This window comes from Pseudomonas sp. ASL4, assembly GCF_056680395.1.
This window is the reverse complement of sequence record NZ_CM155280.1, coordinates 6,588,226-6,604,975: the sequence shown is the minus strand read 5'-3', so window position 1 is coordinate 6,604,975 and position 16,750 is coordinate 6,588,226. Positions and strand designations below refer to the sequence as shown.

The window sequence follows — 16,750 nt, the reverse complement described above, 5'->3', positions numbered from 1 at the left end:
CCATGAGTCGTGAAGCCCTGCAGGAATCGCTGTCCGCAGTGATGGATAACGAAGCGGATGAGCTGGAGTTGCGTCGGGTACTGAATGCCTTTGACGATGTTGAAACCCGCGATACCTGGGCTCGTTACCAGATCGCTCGGGCAGTCATGCATAAGGATCTGCTGCTTCCACGTCTGGACATCGCTGCGGCAGTTTCTGCTGCGCTGGAAGACGAAGCCGTCCCGGCCAAGGCATCTCGCGGTCCATGGCGCAGCCTGGGTCGTCTGGCCGTTGCTGCTTCGGTGACCATCGCCGTACTGGCAGGTGTTCGTCTGTACAACCAGGACGAAATTGCTGGCGTCGAACTGGCTCAGCAATCCAATCAGCCTGCTCTGGCCGTTCCTCAGGTCAAGGGCCCAGCTGTATTGGCAGGCTACAGTGAGAGCTCGGAAGCCACTGGCCCTATGGCCAACGGCGTATTGCAAGGTCAGCCGGGCTGGCACGATCAGCGTCTGCCAAGTTACTTGCGCCAACATGCTCAACAGGCTGCCTTGAAAGGCACTGAAAGTGCTCTGCCTTATGCTCGTGCAGCAAGCCTGGAAAACCGTTAAGGAGGATCATGCGCGCCATACCTCTACTTACGCTTCTGCTTGGTGGCTGGTTTGTTGTTCCAGCCCACGCTGATGAAGCCCAAGACTGGTTGACCCGTCTGGGCCAGGCCGAGCAAACGCAAAGCTTCCACGGTACTTTTGTTTACGAGCGTAACGGTAGTTTTTCTACCCATAACATCTGGCACCGCGTCCAGGATGGCAAGGTCCGCGAGCGTTTACTCCAGCTCGACGGCTCGGCACAGGAAGTCGTGCGCATTGATGGGCATACTCAATGCGTCAGCGGCACCCTGATAGCGGGGCTGGGGGAGTCTCCCAAATCTGCTGCTCGTGCACTCGATCCACAAAAGCTCAAGAATTGGTACGACCTTGCCGTCATCGGTAAGTCGCGTGTGGCTGGGCGTGCGGCGGTGATCGTTTCGCTAACGCCGCGTGACCAGCATCGTTACGGTTTCGAGTTACATCTGGACAAGGAGACCGGCTTGCCCCTCAAGTCATTGCTGCTAAATGACAAGGGTCAGTTGCTCGAGCGATTCCAGTTCACGCAACTGGATACCGCCGATGTCCCATCAGACAAAGATTTGCAGGCAGGTCCTGATTGCAAGACAGTCTCCCTGGAACCTGACAAGGCAGAGGCGCTTAAAACCGCCGAGGTCTGGCATTCGGACTGGTTACCGCCTGGTTTCGAACTCAGTAGCAGTTCTTCGCGCAAAGACCCTGAGACCAAAACTCAGGTCAGTAGCTTGATGTATGACGATGGCTTGGCCCGCTTCTCGGTGTTTCTTGAGCCGTTGAACGGCGCTACTGTCACCGATACGCGTACCCAGTTGGGTCCAACCGTAGCGGTTTCCCGACGCTTGACTACGCCTCAGGGCGAGATCATGGTGACCGTGGTCGGTGAGATCCCTATCGGTACCGCCGAACGCATTGCGCTGTCCATGCGCTCCGATGCTACTGCGGCCAAACAGTGAGCTGAATTGTGATGCTCATGGATCGGCAATTTGATTGTGCGAGAGGCCAGCGATGCCCATTCCACCATTGAGATGTCGAAATGTTTGGTGAACATTTCAATTTGCAAATCCCCCTGAATTTTTCTATAGGTCAGAGCCTCACGGCTCTGGCCTTGTTTGTTGTTCCCGGAACAAAAATACCGGCGTATCGTTCCCGGTGTTCCTTGCTCCATATCGCTTAACCATGCTCGTCGTAACGGGAGCCGTATGTCGATACCACGCTTGAAGTCTTACCTCTCCATTTTTGCCACCGTGCTGGTGCTCGGTCAGGCGGTCTCTGCTCAAGCGGCCGAATTGCCTGACTTCACGCAACTGGTTGAACAGGCCTCGCCTGCGGTGGTGAACATCAGTACCACGCAGAAACTGCCTGATCGCAAAGTGTCCAGCCAGATGCCGGATCTTGAAGGCCTGCCGCCAGCGCTGCGCGAGTTCTTTGAGCGCGGCATGCCGCAACAACGTTCGCCTCGCGGCGATCGTCAGCGCGAAGCGCAGTCCCTGGGGTCGGGTTTTATCATCTCGCCTGATGGCTACATCCTGACCAACAACCACGTGATCGCCGATGCCGACGAAATTCTTGTCCGCCTGGCCGACCGCAGTGAGTTGAAAGCCAAACTGATCGGCACCGACCCGCGTTCCGACGTGGCGTTGCTGAAAATCGAGGGCAAGGACCTGCCGGTTCTCAAACTCGGCAAATCCCAGGACCTGAAGGCTGGCCAATGGGTTGTCGCCATCGGTTCGCCGTTCGGCTTTGACCACACCGTGACCCAAGGCATTGTCAGCGCCATCGGTCGCAGCCTGCCGAACGAAAACTATGTCCCGTTCATCCAGACCGACGTGCCGATCAACCCGGGTAACTCCGGTGGCCCGCTGTTTAATCTGAACGGTGAAGTGGTCGGGATCAACTCACAAATCTACACCCGTTCGGGCGGCTTCATGGGTGTGTCGTTCGCGATCCCGATCGATGTCGCGATGGACGTATCCAATCAACTGAAAAGCGGCGGCAAAGTCAGCCGAGGCTGGTTGGGTGTCGTGATTCAGGAGGTGAACAAGGACCTGGCTGAGTCGTTCGGTCTGGAGAAGCCGGCCGGTGCGCTGGTGGCTCAGATCCAGGATGACGGCCCGGCGGCCAAGGGTGGCCTGCAGGTGGGCGACGTGATCTTGAGCATGAACGGTCAACCGATCGTCATGTCTGCTGATCTGCCACACCTGGTTGGCGCGCTCAAGGCAGGCGCCAAGGCTAATCTTGAAGTGATCCGCGAGGGTAAGCGCAAGAACGTCGAGCTGACCGTCGGCGCAATCCCGGAGGAAGGCAAAGAGCTGGGCGCGCAGGCGAAATCCGGGGTTGAGGGCAGCAGCAACCGCTTGGGTGTTTCCGTTGCCGAGCTGACCGATGAGCAGAAGAAAGCCAACGACCTCAAGGGCGGCGTGGTGATCAAGGACATCCAGGACGGTCCTGCTTCGCTGATCGGCTTGCAGCCAGGTGATGTGATTACTCACCTGAACAACCAGGCGATCGGCTCCACCAAGGAGTTCACCGAGATCGCCAAGGCACTGCCGAAGAACCGCTCGGTGTCGATGCGGGTTCTGCGTCAAGGTCGTGCCAGCTTCATCACCTTCAAACTGGCTGAATAAACCGGTTGTTGGCTGAATAAAAAACCGCCTCGAAAGAGGCGGTTTTTTTGTGTCTGAAGTTTTTGTTCCAGGAGCAGATCAGCCCATCATGTCCTTGACCATGCGCTCTTGCTCCATCAGCTCTCGTTGCCGTGCATCGATCCGTGACGACAATGGGAAGTTGCTTCCGGCCTTGCGCTTGGCAAAGTCCAGTTGCTGAATGGCCTGGCGGTAATCGCCGACCAGAGCGAAGTATTCGGCGCGAGCCTGGTGTAAGCCAATGATGTTGCCCGACAGGCCGCGAGTCTCCGCCACCATGTACCAGACATCCGGATCGTCCGGACGAGATTTGAGCAAACTTTCCAGGGCTTTTTCCGCGTCCGCAGTACGGTTTTGTTTGAGTAGCAAGTCGACACGGACCTGGTTCAGCGGGTAGTTGCCCGGATACTGAGTCAACAGTCGATCAACCCGCGTTTGGGCCTCCGGCAGGCGATTGTTGGTGATGTCCAGATCGACCTGAGCCAGGTTGTAGATAATCTCGTTCGGCGCCGTGGCCAGCAGTAGCTTGAGATTCTCCCGTGCCTCGTTCAATTGGCCACCCTTGATCTGGGCAATGGCCAAGCCGTAGCGCGCGACGTCGTTTTTCGGGTTCTCATCCAATTGGGCGCGGAAGCGTTTGGCCCCCAGGCCAGGAGTTTCTTCGTAGATCAGTTGCACCCGTGCGCGAATCAGCTGGTAACGCATGCTGTCTTCGATGCCGCCCGGTTTGGACTGTTCGGCACGGTTACGGGTGTCGGCGATCCGTGATTCGGTCACCGGGTGAGTCAGCAGGAATTCCGGTGGCTTGGCATCGAAGCGGTACTGACGCATCAAGCGCTCGAACATGTTCGGCATCGAGCGCGGATCGTAACCGGCCTTTTCCAGATTGAGGATGCCGATCCGGTCGGCTTCCTGTTCGTTCTGGCGCGAGAAGCGCCGTTGTTCCTGGATCGCTGCTGCCTGGGTACCGGCAATGGTGGCGATCCCGGCATCACCGGCGCCAGCGGCGGCAATCACGATCCCGGCCAACAGAGCGGCCATCATCGGCACTTGCATGCGTTGCGAGGCTTCGACGCCTCGGGCGAAGTGGCGTTGCGACAAGTGAGCCAATTCGTGAGCCAGCACCGAAGCATATTCACCTTCGGTCTGGGCATTGAGGAACAAGCCGCCGTTGACCCCGATGATCCCGCCCGGCGCGGCAAAGGCGTTGAGCTGCGGGCTGTTGATCAGGATGAACTCCAGGCGTCGGTCAGTGACCTGACTGGTTTCCACCAGTTTGTAGACGCTGGATTCGACATAATCCTTGAGCTGCGGATCATTGAGCTGCAATACCTGGCTGCGCAACATTGCCAGCCACGCGCGGCCCAATTGGTATTCCTGTTGCGGCGAGACAATGGCAGAACTGGCGTCACCGAGTGACGGCAGGTCGTCGGCGAAGCCTGGTGAGGCAAGCAGGCAAGCGAGCGTCAGCAGGGTAGGGCGCAAAAAAGTCATGCACAAAGCCTTAGTCGACAAAGACCTTACTGTAGCCGGACACTGGCCTTCGGACCAGATATTCTAGGCCGCTCAACCACCTGATCCGGAGTGATGCAATGACCGACGCTGTAGCCCATGACGTGGAACTGGACGCCAGTGGCCTGAATTGTCCGTTGCCGTTGCTCAAGGCCAAACTTGAGCTTAATCGCATGGCCAGCGGTGCGGTACTCAAGGTCATCGCCACGGACGCGGGTTCTCAGCGCGACTTCCGCACCTTTGCCCGATTGGCCGGTCATACGCTGCTGCTCGAAGAAGACGAGGCGGGTGTTTACCGCTATTGGTTGAAAAAAGCCTGAAACCGGCTGCGTTCGTTCTTAAGGATTATTGATGTTCAAAGTGTTACGGGACTGGATTCAGCGCTACTTCTCCGACGAAGAGGCCGTGGTGCTGGCGGTGCTGTTGATTCTGGGGTTTACCGCGGTGCTCACGTTGGGCGGCATGCTCGCGCCAGTGCTGGCCGGGATGGTGCTGGCGTATCTGATGCAGGGGCTGGTCGTCACCCTTGAGCGCCTGCGCGTTCCCGGTGGTGTGGCCGTGGGGCTGGTCTTCGCGTTGTTCATGGGGTTGTTGCTGGTGTTCATCGTAGTGGTGGTGCCGTTGCTCTGGCATCAGTTGATCACCTTGTTCAACGAACTGCCCGGCATGCTCGCCAAGTGGCAGTCGCTATTGTTGCTGTTACCCGAGCGCTATCCGCATCTGGTGTCCGACGAGCAGGTGCTGCAAGCCATTGAAGTGGCCCGGGGCGAAATCGGCAAGTTCGGTCAGTGGGCGCTGACATTCTCGCTGTCGAGCCTGCCGCTGCTGGTCAACATCATGATCTATTTGGTGTTGGTGCCAATCCTGGTGTTTTTCTTCCTGAAAGACCGGGAAATGATCGGGCAGTGGGTGCGCGGCTACCTGCCGCGTGAGCGGGCGCTGATCACTCGGGTTGCGCAAGAGATGAATCGGCAGATCGCCAACTACATTCGCGGCAAGGTCATTGAAATCATCATTTGCGGTGGCGTGACCTACATCGCGTTCGTCGCTTTGGGGCTCAATTACGCGGCGCTGCTGGCGTTGCTGGTGGGCGTTTCGGTGGTGGTGCCTTACGTCGGGGCGGTGGTGGTGACGGTGCCGGTGCTGCTGATCGCGTTGTTCCAGTGGGGCTGGAGTGATCAGTTCATCTACCTGATGGCGGTCTACGGAATCATTCAGACGCTGGATGGCAACGTGCTGGTACCGCTGCTGTTCTCGGAGGCGGTCAACCTGCACCCGGTGGCGATCATCTGCGCGGTGCTGTTGTTTGGCGGGTTGTGGGGCTTCTGGGGGGTATTCTTTGCGATTCCCCTGGCGACACTGTTCAAGGCCGTGCTGGATGCCTGGCCGCGCAAGGAGCCGGTGGTGGCTCCGTTGCTCTAGAACGATGGTGATCAAAAAGATCGCAGCCTGCGGCAGCTCCTACAGAAGCTCCGCGATCGGCGTAGCTGCCGAAGGCTGCGATCTTTTTCGGTATCAAGCCTTGTTCAAGGTCTGAGCCGCAGCCAATACCGCATCCACATGCCCCGGCACCTTCACGCCGCGCCATTCCTGACGCAACACACCGTCCTTGTCGATCAGGAAAGTGCTGCGATCAACGCCCATGTATTCCTTGCCGTAGAGCTTTTTCAGCTTGATCACGTCGAACAGCTGGCAGAGCGCTTCTTCCTTGTCGCTGATCAGCTCGAAGGTGAATGCCTGCTTGGCTTTGAAATTTTCGTGGGATTTCAGGCTGTCACGGGACACACCGAAGACTTCGGTGTTGGCAGCCTTAAAGGCCTCAAGCTGATCGCGAAAGCCCTGGCCTTGGGTCGTGCAGCCCGGGGTGCTGTCCTTCGGATAGAAGTAAATCACCACTTGCTTGCCTTTGAGGCTCGCGAGGCTGACGGTCTGCCCGCTGGTGGCGGGTGCTTCGAAGTCGGTAACCGGTTGGTCGATAGCAACGGCCATGAAAGCTTCCTTACATTGGGTTTTGTGGGCGCCACGGTTCGATCAGGGCGTCCAGGTTCAGCGCATCGGCGAAATCCAGGAACTGATCGCGCAGCCAGCTGATTTGCACGCCGGCCGGCAGCGTCACGGTAAACGTGGCGTTGAGCATGGTGCCGCCGGTTTGCGGCGCCTGATACGTGTCGCAGGTCAGGTTTTCCAGCTCGACGTTGTGGTCCATGAAGAACTGGCACAACTCGTTGATGATGTCCGAGCGGTAAGCGGAACTGACATAGGCAACGTAAGGCAGGGCTTGAGGACGGTTCTCCAGTGCCGCACTGCGCACCACGTTGACCGTGAAGGCGTGCTTCTTGGCGAGGGTTGGCAGGCTGCCTTCCAGGCGGGCCAGAGCGTCCCAGCTGCCGGAGATCTCGAGGATCAGGGCACTGCACTCGCCATGACGGGTCAGGCGAGAGGTGACCACGGCGCAGCGGTTTTCATGGCTGGCGCGGCACAGGACGTTAGTCAGCTCCATGGGGTTGGCGCCGAGGGCACTGATGACAAGGAATTGTTCGCGAACTGTGGGGGTGGACATGCAGCATTCCTAAAGCGATGAGCGGTCGATACTTCTACGGGCTTTTTTAGCCGGGGGCGACCCTGCGCAGACGAATTCAGAAAACCCGGGCCGAAGGTTGCAACGTGCTCCAGAGTGGCCGGAGCGAGGGGTGGCAACGCTGGATCGGGGCTTGTGATGCCGAAAATGGAGGCTGGAACCCGGCGTACGAGCTTATCAGTACCGATCAAAGTCTGAAGGGTAGCGAAAAGCAGCGCCAAGGGGAATGGCAGCAGCGCAGTACTTCGCTTGTACAAGCATCTTGGCGCCAGTACCATTACGGCTCTCTTTTTCCGGCAGGAGCGGTTGCATGATTGCGGGCAGTATGGTGGCACTGGTCACACCCATGGATGCACAAGGTCGTCTCGACTGGGACAGCCTGAGCAAACTGGTGGACTTTCACCTGCAAAACGGCACCCACGCCATCGTGGCGGTCGGCACTACAGGTGAATCGGCCACGCTAGACGTGAACGAACACATCGAAGTGATTCGTTACGTGGTCAAGCAGGTTGCAGGGCGCATCCCGGTCATCGCCGGTACCGGTGCCAACTCGACGCGCGAAGCCATCGAGCTGACCACTAATGCCAAGGTCGCTGGCGCCGATGCCTGCCTGCTGGTCACGCCTTACTACAACAAGCCGACCCAGGAAGGCTTGTACCAGCACTTCAAGGCCATCGCCGAAGCGGTCGATATCCCGCAGATCCTTTACAACGTGCCTGGCCGCACCGCGTGCGACATGCAGGCCGAGACTGTGATCCGCCTGTCGACCGTGAAAAATATCATCGGTATCAAGGAAGCCACTGGCGACCTGGACCGTGCCAAGGCGATCATCGACGGTGTCAGCAAAGACTTCCTGGTGATCTCCGGTGACGATGCCACCGCTGTCGAGCTGATCCTGCTGGGCGGCAAAGGCAACATCTCGGTGACCGCCAACGTCGCCCCGCGTGACATGGCCGATCTGTGCAACGCCGCGCTCAAGGGCGACGCCGTGACTGCTCGTGCCATCCACGAAAAGCTGATGCCGCTCAATAAAACCCTGTTTATCGAATCCAACCCTATCCCCGTGAAATGGGCGCTGCATGAAATGGGCTTGATGCCGGACGGTATCCGTCTGCCGCTCACCTGGCTCAGTGCTGCCTGTCACGAACCGCTGCGGCAGGCCATGCGCCAGTCCGGCGTCCTGGTTTAATTGAGGAAGTACAACGCATGAAGCGAATGGCCGGACTTTCCGCACTTGCCTTGATTATCTCCAGCACCAGTGGCTGCGGATGGATCTGGGGCCCGGAAGGTTACTTCCGTGACCGTGGTAGCGATTACCTGGAAGCGCAACAGACTGCACCGATGCAACTGCCCCCGAATGTCAGCACCTCCAAACGTCTGGATCCGCTGTTGCCGATCCCGCGTAACGTGGCCGATGACACCACCAAGGGCGAATACATCGTGCCGCGTCCGCAGCCGCTGTCGGCGATTGCTGATGCCAGCGACTACACGCTGCAAAAAAGCGCTGGTTCGAGCTGGGTCATGGGTCAGCACCCACCGGCCGAAGTCTGGCCAGTGGCTGTTCAGTTCTTCCAGGACAACGGTTTCCGTCTGGACGAACAACGCCCGCAAACCGGTGAGTTCACGACCACCTGGCAGCATTCCGACGAGCTCTCCGCTGCCATGGCCAAGCGCCTGAGCGCGGCTGGCATCGCCGCCGACAGCGAAACCCGCGTGCGGGTCCGCATCGAGCCAGGCGTGCAGCGCAACACCAGTGAAATCTACGTGGTCAGCGCCCAGCGTCCTGCTGGCAGCACCTCCGACGTCGATTTCACCAACCGTTCGGTCAACACTGGCCTGGACGCGGCACTGGTGGACGACATGCTTGCGAGCATGAGCCGCATCTCCGAGAAGGGCGGTTCGGTCTCCATGCTGGCTTCCCAGGACTCCGACAAGCCAAACCGCGTCAGCCTAAGCGAAGACGGCAGCGGCAACCCGATCCTGAACGTCGGTCCGGACCTGGACCGCGCCTGGTCGAGTGTCGGTCGTGCGCTGGAACAGGGCGAATGGCGTGTTGAAGACATCAACCGCAGCCTGGGCCTGTACTACATCAACTTGTCGGAAAAAGCCGAGAAGAAAGACGAGAAGCCTGGTTTCTTCAGCAGCCTGTTCGGCAGTGCGCCGACCAAGGAAGAAGTTGAAGCCCGTGCCGACCGTTACCAGGTTCGTCTGAGCAAGGTGGGCGAGAACGTCCAGGTCACCGTCGAGAAAAACATCAACACCGTGGCGCCGGCAGAAGTGGCTCGCAAAGTGTTGAGCGTGATTCAGGACAACCTGGGCTGATCACATGCGTTTTGCCGTTCTCGGCAGCGGTAGCCAAGGGAACGGCACGCTGATAGCCAGCGCTGACACGTATGTGCTGGTGGATTGTGGTTTCTCCCTGCGGGAAACCGAAAAACGCCTGCTGCGCCTGGGTGTAAACCCGGCGCAGTTGAGCGCGATACTCGTGACCCACGAACATGCCGACCACGTGCATGGCGTGGGTTTGCTGTCTCGGCGCTACAATCTGCCTGTCTACCTCAGTCGCGGCACCCTGCGCGGGATGCGCAAACCGATTGAACCCGCGGGCTTCCTGGCCGGCGGCGAGCAATTGCAAATCGGCGCCCTGAACATCGAAGTCATTGCCGTGGCCCACGATGCACAGGAACCGACGCAATACGTCTTCAATGACGGTGAGCGGCGCTTCGGCCTGTTGACCGACCTGGGCTCGTATTGCAGCAAGGTGCTGGACGGCTATCGAGACCTCGATGCGTTGATGATCGAGTCCAACCATTGCCGTGACATGCTGGCTCGCGGTCACTACCCGTACTTCCTGAAGCAACGGGTGGGCGGTGAACTGGGACATTTGAACAACCACCAGGCGGCATTCCTGGTGTCCGAGTTGGGCTGGCAAGGCCTGCAACACCTGGTCCTGGCCCATCTGAGCAGCAAGAACAACCTGCCGCAGCTGGCCCGGCAATGTTTTGTCGACACCCTCGGGTGCGACCCGGACTGGCTGCAACTGGCCGATCAAGATTCAGGGCTCGACTGGCGACACATCGCCTAGCCCACCTACTTAGCAAGCGGAGCCCATCATGGAAAAACGTGAAGAACTCTACCGCGGCAAAGCCAAATCGGTTTTCAAGACCGATGACGCTGACCGCTTGATCCTGCTGTTTCGCAACGACACCTCGGCGTTCGACGGCAAGCGTATCGAGCAGCTCGACCGCAAAGGCATGGTGAACAACAAGTTCAACGCCTTCATCATGCAGAAACTCGAAGCGTCCGGCGTGCCGACCCAATTCGACAAACTGCTGGGCGACAACGAGTGCCTGGTGAAGAAGCTCGACATGATCCCGGTCGAGTGCGTCGTGCGTAACTACGCCGCCGGCAGCCTGGTCAAGCGTCTGGGCGTCGAAGAAGGCCTGAAGCTCAACCCTTACACCTTCGAACTGTTCCTGAAGGACGACGCCAAGGGCGACCCGTTCATCAACGAATCCCACGTCGTGGCGTTCGGTTGGGGTACCGCCGAGCAACTGGTTCGCATGAAAGAACTGTCGCTCAAGGTCAACGAAGTCCTGAGCAAACTGTTCGACGACGCCGGCCTGCTGCTGGTCGACTTCAAACTCGAGTTCGGCGTGTTCTCCGACGGCTCCATCGTCCTGGGCGACGAATTCAGCCCGGACGGCTGCCGTCTGTGGGACAAGGCTACTGGCAAGAAAATGGACAAAGACCGCTTCCGCCAGGGCCTCGGTGACGTCATCGAAGCCTACGAAGAAGTCGCCAATCGTCTGGGCGTACCGCTTTAATCGACGCAAGCATCTGATAGCACGGAAAAAATTTCGCTTAGGGGGTTCGCTTCCGGCAAAAGTGTTGTTATGATGCGCGCCGTTGGAGAGATGCCAGAGTGGCCGAATGGGACGGATTCGAAATCCGTTGTACCTTCACCGGTACCTAGGGTTCGAATCCCTATCTCTCCGCCATTATTGAACAAGACGAAGCCCCCGTAATCATTGCTGATTACGGGGGTTTTTTCGTTTCTGGCGTTTTGTTTAGGGCATTTCCAAGAGCTAAACCGCACCGTTCCAGTCCGCTCTAAAGCCCCTCATTTTTGACACGATACCCGTCGCCATACTTTTGGTGGCCTTCGGCATCACCTTCCGAAACGATCCGCTGAAAATCCTCGTACATCCAGGTATCCCTTGATTACTTAAGGGGATTGCGCGCTACAAGACGGGAAATAAATTTCCCCAGCTGTTTTATTTTTCCTTCCTGTTTGGAGGGTCCATATTGAGCGTGAAGCGCTTCTAGCAAGGGTGCCGCTAGCAGTTTTACGTGCTCAGCCGGATTGTAATGATGGTCGAGTTTGTTGGGGTTTAGCAGGGACTCTCTTAATTTGCCATCTGGCGTTGTTGAGCCGGCATCAAGTGCAATGTAGGTAATGCCAGCTTCAGCACAAAAAGCATTCATGAACTTATTAAAGCTGATCGTCAGGGCTGTGCGTTCTGCCTGTGTTGCCTTGACTTCTTTTCTTAAGTTGGCAACCTCGCCCCATTGCATGTCATCTTGTATGGTCGGCAGCGGGGTGCTTATACAGATCGCGTTAAACTTTTCAGAGATTTTAGATAGAAAACTTTGGTAGTTCTCTAATGCCAGGTTCAGCATGTCGTCTACCGAGATTCCGTGTTTTTGAGCTCGGTACCAAATGACAAAGCCGGTGTCGACTTCGCCCAGCATTACAACGACTGTTTCAGCCGAGGTGGCATCAAGAGCTTCGACGTACCGGGGCATTGCCTTTGTGACTGAATTTGGGTTTTCCAAGCCGGAAACCGTTGCGCCACCCACCGAAACAATCTCGAATTCAAACTCTGGAAATGCTTCTTTCATAGGCGGGGCGTTGAACACTTCGACATGCGAATCGCCTAGTACCAATACTTTCTTCATGAGATCCAGGTCGTTCCTTTCCGAGTTGCCCGCTGTGAATGTCGGATTTGCGTGTTTGAAGATTGCAAAAACGGATGATATCGAAAATCCACGAGATCGGTCATGTCAATCAAAACGCAGCAACATGCTTGATCCTGGAACAGGCTTACACCTGTTTCGGGGCTGGACATGTTGCTGCGACTAGTCCTCTTCCAGTTATTCCTGCACCGGCCATCCCCAATGCCCGGAGTCGGGCTGCACCAGCCGCTCGAAGTGCCCGGCAACGCCCTCGATCAACCCTGCATCCCTGATCGGGTCCAGTCCCGGATATGGCTTGCCGTTATAACTCCCCGTGTACGTCAATACCGCCTCTACACTCCCGCTCTCCTCGTAAAGCGTTCTCATCAACTGGCTCTCCTGATCCTTGCTGTCCGTCGAGCGCAGGGCGTAGTGCAGCGCCAGTGCTGTGCCGAATTCGAGGCCGGTGGAGTCGATCCCGTGTTTGCGGGCCAGGTCGATGCTGCGCAGGATGCGTTCGTTGCGTTGAAGTTTGCGCAAAGGATCGCGGCCGACTCGCGCACATGGGTCCTTGAAGGACGTGTTGCAGCGCTCGAGAAAGGTTTTGGCGAAGCCCGCGACGGCTTCGCTCATTTGTGGGTTCTCGGCGACCAGGGCCGGGCCGACTTCTTCTCGGATCAGGCGTTCGGCCAGGGCGCTGACGCGTGGATCGCCCATGCCCTGGCCCAGCCATGAATAGCCCAACAGACTGGCGTACCAGGCAATGATCGCGTGGGGGCCATTCCACAGGAGGTTTTTGATCACCTGGGTCTGGGTGATGTCCTCCACGGTTTTCACTTGGCGCAGTCGCTCAAGCAGGTTGCTACCGCGCTCGACGTACAGGGGCATGTCCGGTTCGCTGTTGAACAGGATCAGGTGCATCTGGCTAAGGGCGTTACTGGACTGGGCAAAGGGCCGGAAGCGACCGATCAACCGTTCATATTCGGGCGCCTTGGCGGTGGTCGGTACCTGTGGGGCGGCCGGTTCGTCGCTTAGGCTGTTTTGGAAGATCTTTGATTTGATCCGCAGCTGTCTGAGCAGGGCCTCGTTGGAGATCTTCGATACGATGCGGCTGACGACCGTTTCGGCAAAGTGGGTTTTTTCCAGGATCTGCTGGCAGGTCTCGGGTGAAACCAGGAGCAGCAGTTGCGCTTCGACATGGCGGCGCACGAAAGCAGCGCCGCCAACCTTGTTTAGCACGATCAGGATGGTCAGCTCGCGTCGACGGCGTTCAAAGCGGCGAATGAGGCCCTTGGCGATCACGTCGGCCTGTTTGCGGATCGCGGGTTCAGGCAGGCTCAGACCGACGATCTCCGCGACGTCGTACATATCGATCACTGCTTCGGCGTCGTCCATGTCGATCATCCGCAGGTTTTCGATGGTCTGGTCGAAGGACGTTGCGCCGTAGCGCACGCTGAAGCGGCCGAAGGCCTCGACCGTTTCACGCAGCATGCGTGAGCGGGTGGCGCCGATGATTTCGCAGGGGCGGGTGTAGCCGTCCCAGTGGGAGAAAATCTGCGTCAGGTAGCCACCGCCCATCGCGCCGAAGCCGTGGATGCCCACGCGAAACTGGTTGAGCGCCTGGGGGAAGGTTTCGGTCAGCTCGGGCGTGCCGAGGTCGGGCATGCATTCGGTCAGGTCACCTAGAAACTCCTGCATGTTGCCGTAAGCCTTGAGCGCGCCGGCCTTGACCTCGGGCGCAGGAGGCTTGATGTCCTCGATCAGGATCGGTTGCCCTTCGGCACGGATGGCCGAGAGCAGGCCGTTTTCCGAATCTTCGACCATGAAGCAATGGCCCGGCTCGCAATTGAGCGCACTGGCGGCCCGTAGGAAGATCTCCGGATGAGGCTTGCCCTGACTGACTTCGTCGCCACACACGGTGATGTCGAAATACTTGAGCACGTTGGCATTGATCAGGTATTCCTCGGCGATCGCCCGACGGCTTGAGGTCGCGACCGCCATGGTCAGGCCGTACTTGCGCAAGCGCTCCAGCACTTCCAGCAGGCCTGGCTTGATGGGGACGCCTTCATTGCGCACAAACGCCAGTTCCAGTTCATCGGCACGCTGGCGGATCTCGGCATAGGGGAAGTCTTCACCGTTGTGGGCCTTCGCCAAGGCTTCGGCCTTCTTGGCGCTCAAGCCCAGCGAGCCGATCAGGGTTTCCTCGCTCAATGGCTTGCCGAAAATCTCGCTGGAAGCCTGCTTGAGGGTTTTGAAACGCAGGCGTTCGGTGTCAAACATGGTGCCATCCATGTCGAAGATGGCGCTGAATATTCTTTTTCCCTGGAAAAAAATCATCGATTGATACTCCTTGTACCGTGGGGTGGCTCGACGCAAAGCCGCCTCATGAGGGGCACTGCGCCTGCAAAATCGGGTGACCTGGAGCTGACGGGCACGGTTCGAGGCGTGAAGGCCGACCGGCGATGTCTCGCTCAGGAAATGAAGGGTTCAGATAGAAAAGCCAGGCGAGCACAAACTCCGCGAAAAAACGGGAGAAGGACGCATCGGTTCAGTGGCTGGCGATCAGAAACAGGCGGGCGGAGGGATGGAACGATGGCGCCGATAAGCGCAGCGGCCGAAACAGGGTCGCAAGAGGTGTAAAGCGAGGAGTGCAAAGAGGCGGGAAACAAGCCCTGTGGCTGCGCCAGCGCAGCGTTTGATGTGAGGCCCACAGTGCGCAATCAGGGATGCGGAAGGTGGGCCGGCAAGGCGATCGATACGTGTGATTCCATGCATAAGGCGGTGTTATTTCCTGCGGTGTGGCTTAGAGTCTTTTTAGGTATACAGCATGGGAAGTGTCTAGATCAAGGTTGGGGGCGGGGGTGTTTGGCGTTTGGATGGGGCGGGTTGATCGCTGATAACGGTGTGAATGTGGGTTGCCATGCCCTTGAATTGAGATAAAACATGCCGTCATTGAAAAGCCTCGTAGCGTAACGTTACGAGGCTTTTTTTAGGCCGAGATGTTCGCCTTGTTCCTTAAATCTCCTTAACCGGCGTCCCTTCCTGCACGCCCTTTATCAACTCAATCACATGCAAACAATCAGACTTGTTCACATACGACTCGCCACTGGCAACCGTCTCGTGATTCCCCGCCCTTAGCCGCCAGCGCCACTGACCCTTGCCAGTATTCGGGGTGCCTTTCGATTGCCTGTAAATCTCAAAATACATTCAGCTCGCTCCATGCGATTCGTCAATTGCGACAACCTGTGTGCCGCATGTCAGCAAGCCTAGCGGAGCTGGGTTTTTTGACCATCGGGCATTTGTTTCCAATGATTTGAGGGTTTTTCCTACAGTCAGGCGAGTGCTGGGAGAATGGCCAAAACCGCCGCAGTTTCGCTCTTGCATCACCTTCCTTGCTCCTGCTTAATACGACTCGGCTCATGACGCTGGATTACACCTCGGCGACCGAAGATTGTTGAACAATCACTATAAAAAAGAGCAGTCAATTGACTCATCAGCACGGAACGCAATTGGCCGGGCACGTGGCGCTTTCGCTCGTTATCCCGGTGTTCAATGAAGCGGCGACCATCGACTTGTTCATCGCGCGGATTACTGACGTCTTCAAAGCTGAGGCGCTGGTGAGTCTGGAGATGGTGTTCGTCAATGACGGCAGTACTGACACGACGCTGGACTTGCTGCTTGAGCATCAGCAGTCTGATCCGCGTGTGCGTGTCGTCGATCTGAGTCGCAATTTCGGCAAGGAGGCGGCGTTGACCGCTGGCTTGCAGACGGCCACTGGCCAGGTGGTGGTGCCGATTGATGTCGATTTGCAGGACCCACCTGAAGTGATCCTGCAAATGATTGCCCTGTGGCGGCAAGGTTATGAAGTGGTATTGGGTCATCGTGTGAGTCGTAATACCGACTCCTGGGCCAAGAAAACCTCGGCCAATTGGTTCTATCGCCTGCACAACAAAATCTCTGACCAACCATTGCCCAAGGATGTCGGTGACTTCCGGCTGATGGATCGCTGCGTGGTTGAGGCGTTGGAATCGTTGCCCGAGTCCCGGCGCTTCATGAAGGGCTTGTTCGCCTGGGTCGGGTTTCGCACCACGCATGTCGATTACGAGCGGCCGGAGCGGGTGGCAGGTGAAACCAAGTTCAACGGGTGGCGCCTGTGGAATTTTGCACTGGAAGGCATCACCAGTTTCAGTACCGACCCGCTCAAGGTCTGGACGTATCTGGGGTTGTTCGTATCGGTGGTGTCTTTTGCCTTCGCCATTTTCATTGTGGTGCGCACGTTGTTTACCGGGATTGACGTGCCGGGTTACGCCTCGCTGATGGTGGCGGTGACCTTTCTCGGTGGCCTGCAACTGATCGGCATCGGGGTGCTCGGCGAATACCTGGGCCGCACCTACATCGAATCAAAGCGCCGGCCGGTTTATCTGGTGCGTCGTGTCTATAACCCCAAGGACTGA

Annotated in this window: 16 protein-coding genes and 1 tRNA gene; 11 read left to right on the top strand and 6 right to left on the bottom strand. The window is 57.8% G+C overall.

Translation table 11 applies throughout. The annotated features are described in order from the left end of the window. Positions 1-2 precede the first annotated feature (2 nt). From AC1MEW_RS30170 to AC1MEW_RS30160, 3 genes are all read left to right on the top strand, one after another. A complete protein-coding gene (locus tag AC1MEW_RS30170; protein ID WP_322270751.1) occupies positions 3-590 on the top strand; it encodes a sigma-E factor negative regulatory protein in 588 nt (195 codons plus the stop codon). Between the two features lie 8 nt (positions 591-598). Further along, on the top strand, positions 599-1,558 hold the full coding sequence (locus tag AC1MEW_RS30165; protein WP_201201489.1) for a MucB/RseB C-terminal domain-containing protein: 960 nt from the start codon (positions 599-601) through the stop codon (positions 1,556-1,558). A gap of 246 nt (positions 1,559-1,804) precedes the next feature. Continuing rightward, positions 1,805-3,229, top strand: coding sequence for a DegQ family serine endoprotease (locus tag AC1MEW_RS30160; RefSeq protein WP_201201490.1), 1,425 nt, complete (start codon positions 1,805-1,807; stop codon positions 3,227-3,229). Between the two features lie 78 nt (positions 3,230-3,307). Here AC1MEW_RS30160 and AC1MEW_RS30155 read toward each other — a convergent pair whose 3' ends face one another. Further along, the gene (locus tag AC1MEW_RS30155) at positions 3,308-4,741 is read right to left on the bottom strand and encodes a M48 family metalloprotease (RefSeq protein ID WP_201201492.1); all 1,434 of its coding nucleotides are present in this window, start codon (positions 4,739-4,741) and stop codon (positions 3,308-3,310) included. A 98-nt stretch (positions 4,742-4,839) separates the two neighbouring features. On the opposite strand from AC1MEW_RS30155, the gene AC1MEW_RS30150 reads away from it, so the two are divergent. Both AC1MEW_RS30150 and AC1MEW_RS30145 read left to right on the top strand, forming a co-directional pair. After that, positions 4,840-5,079: a sulfurtransferase TusA family protein gene (locus AC1MEW_RS30150; protein ID WP_201201494.1), complete on the top strand. Its 240-nt coding sequence runs from the start codon at positions 4,840-4,842 to the stop codon at positions 5,077-5,079. Between the two features lie 31 nt (positions 5,080-5,110). After that, positions 5,111-6,181 (top strand): AI-2E family transporter, encoded by a 1,071-nt coding sequence (locus AC1MEW_RS30145; RefSeq protein ID WP_201195256.1) that lies wholly within the window; start codon positions 5,111-5,113, stop codon positions 6,179-6,181. A 93-nt stretch (positions 6,182-6,274) separates the two neighbouring features. On the opposite strand, the gene AC1MEW_RS30140 is transcribed toward AC1MEW_RS30145, so the two are convergent. Further along, entirely contained in the window at positions 6,275-6,748 is a 474-nt protein-coding gene (locus AC1MEW_RS30140; RefSeq protein WP_201201496.1) for a peroxiredoxin, read from the bottom strand. Positions 6,749-6,758: 10 nt separating this feature from the next. Next, positions 6,759-7,319 (bottom strand): glycine cleavage system transcriptional repressor, encoded by a 561-nt coding sequence (locus AC1MEW_RS30135; protein WP_017336973.1) that lies wholly within the window; start codon positions 7,317-7,319, stop codon positions 6,759-6,761. Positions 7,320-7,647: 328 nt separating this feature from the next. Between AC1MEW_RS30135 and dapA the strand changes: the two genes are divergently transcribed. The 5 genes from dapA (at position 7,648) to AC1MEW_RS30110 (ending at position 11,338) form a co-directional block, all read left to right on the top strand. Continuing rightward, positions 7,648-8,526 carry a 4-hydroxy-tetrahydrodipicolinate synthase gene (gene dapA, locus AC1MEW_RS30130; protein ID WP_201201498.1) on the top strand — a complete coding sequence of 293 codons (879 nt, stop codon included), beginning with the start codon at positions 7,648-7,650 and terminating at the stop codon, positions 8,524-8,526. 17 nt (positions 8,527-8,543) lie between these two features. Then, positions 8,544-9,659, top strand: coding sequence for an outer membrane protein assembly factor BamC (gene bamC / locus AC1MEW_RS30125; RefSeq protein WP_201201505.1), 1,116 nt, complete (start codon positions 8,544-8,546; stop codon positions 9,657-9,659). A gap of 4 nt (positions 9,660-9,663) precedes the next feature. Beyond that, the gene (locus AC1MEW_RS30120; protein WP_201195251.1) at positions 9,664-10,422 is read left to right on the top strand and encodes an MBL fold metallo-hydrolase; all 759 of its coding nucleotides are present in this window, start codon (positions 9,664-9,666) and stop codon (positions 10,420-10,422) included. Positions 10,423-10,450: 28 nt separating this feature from the next. After that, positions 10,451-11,164 (top strand): phosphoribosylaminoimidazolesuccinocarboxamide synthase, encoded by a 714-nt coding sequence (gene purC / locus AC1MEW_RS30115; protein WP_480424659.1) that lies wholly within the window; start codon positions 10,451-10,453, stop codon positions 11,162-11,164. An 84-nt stretch (positions 11,165-11,248) separates the two neighbouring features. Next, a tRNA-Ser gene (locus AC1MEW_RS30110) sits at positions 11,249-11,338 on the top strand. 223 nt (positions 11,339-11,561) lie between these two features. Here AC1MEW_RS30110 and AC1MEW_RS30105 read toward each other — a convergent pair. From AC1MEW_RS30105 to AC1MEW_RS30095, 3 genes are all read right to left on the bottom strand, one after another. Then, complete coding sequence (locus tag AC1MEW_RS30105) at positions 11,562-12,299, bottom strand: SGNH/GDSL hydrolase family protein (protein WP_322270752.1); 738 nt, start codon at positions 12,297-12,299, stop codon at positions 11,562-11,564. Between the two features lie 195 nt (positions 12,300-12,494). Continuing rightward, positions 12,495-14,633 carry a bifunctional mannitol-1-phosphate dehydrogenase/phosphatase gene (gene mtlD / locus AC1MEW_RS30100; RefSeq protein WP_480424658.1) on the bottom strand — a complete coding sequence of 713 codons (2,139 nt, stop codon included), beginning with the start codon at positions 14,631-14,633 and terminating at the stop codon, positions 12,495-12,497. Between the two features lie 678 nt (positions 14,634-15,311). Further along, positions 15,312-15,503 carry a YegP family protein gene (locus AC1MEW_RS30095; RefSeq protein ID WP_201255769.1) on the bottom strand — a complete coding sequence of 64 codons (192 nt, stop codon included), beginning with the start codon at positions 15,501-15,503 and terminating at the stop codon, positions 15,312-15,314. Positions 15,504-15,781: 278 nt separating this feature from the next. On the opposite strand from AC1MEW_RS30095, the gene AC1MEW_RS30090 reads away from it, so the two are divergent. Beyond that, positions 15,782-16,750 carry a glycosyltransferase family 2 protein gene (locus AC1MEW_RS30090; protein WP_201255768.1) on the top strand — a complete coding sequence of 323 codons (969 nt, stop codon included), beginning with the start codon at positions 15,782-15,784 and terminating at the stop codon, positions 16,748-16,750.

Bases quoted from the DNA above. Each gene is read 5' to 3' on its own strand.
- AC1MEW_RS30155 (WP_201201492.1), bottom strand. From the start codon at position 4,741: ATGACTTTTTTGCGCCCTACCCTGCTGACGCTCGCTTGCCTGCTTGCC.
- AC1MEW_RS30165 (WP_201201489.1), top strand. From the start codon at position 599: ATGCGCGCCATACCTCTACTTACGCTTCTGCTTGGTGGCTGGTTTGTT.
- AC1MEW_RS30135 (WP_017336973.1), bottom strand. From the start codon at position 7,319: ATGTCCACCCCCACAGTTCGCGAACAATTCCTTGTCATCAGTGCCCTC.
- AC1MEW_RS30095 (WP_201255769.1), bottom strand. From the start codon at position 15,503: ATGTATTTTGAGATTTACAGGCAATCGAAAGGCACCCCGAATACTGGC.
- AC1MEW_RS30150 (WP_201201494.1), top strand. From the start codon at position 4,840: ATGACCGACGCTGTAGCCCATGACGTGGAACTGGACGCCAGTGGCCTG.
- AC1MEW_RS30120 (WP_201195251.1), top strand. From the start codon at position 9,664: ATGCGTTTTGCCGTTCTCGGCAGCGGTAGCCAAGGGAACGGCACGCTG.
- purC (WP_480424659.1), top strand. From the start codon at position 10,451: ATGGAAAAACGTGAAGAACTCTACCGCGGCAAAGCCAAATCGGTTTTC.
- dapA (WP_201201498.1), top strand. From the start codon at position 7,648: ATGATTGCGGGCAGTATGGTGGCACTGGTCACACCCATGGATGCACAA.
- AC1MEW_RS30105 (WP_322270752.1), bottom strand. From the start codon at position 12,299: ATGAAGAAAGTATTGGTACTAGGCGATTCGCATGTCGAAGTGTTCAAC.
- AC1MEW_RS30140 (WP_201201496.1), bottom strand. From the start codon at position 6,748: ATGGCCGTTGCTATCGACCAACCGGTTACCGACTTCGAAGCACCCGCC.
- mtlD (WP_480424658.1), bottom strand. From the start codon at position 14,633: ATGATTTTTTTCCAGGGAAAAAGAATATTCAGCGCCATCTTCGACATG.
- AC1MEW_RS30145 (WP_201195256.1), top strand. From the start codon at position 5,111: ATGTTCAAAGTGTTACGGGACTGGATTCAGCGCTACTTCTCCGACGAA.
- bamC (WP_201201505.1), top strand. From the start codon at position 8,544: ATGAAGCGAATGGCCGGACTTTCCGCACTTGCCTTGATTATCTCCAGC.
- AC1MEW_RS30160 (WP_201201490.1), top strand. From the start codon at position 1,805: ATGTCGATACCACGCTTGAAGTCTTACCTCTCCATTTTTGCCACCGTG.
- AC1MEW_RS30170 (WP_322270751.1), top strand. From the start codon at position 3: ATGAGTCGTGAAGCCCTGCAGGAATCGCTGTCCGCAGTGATGGATAAC.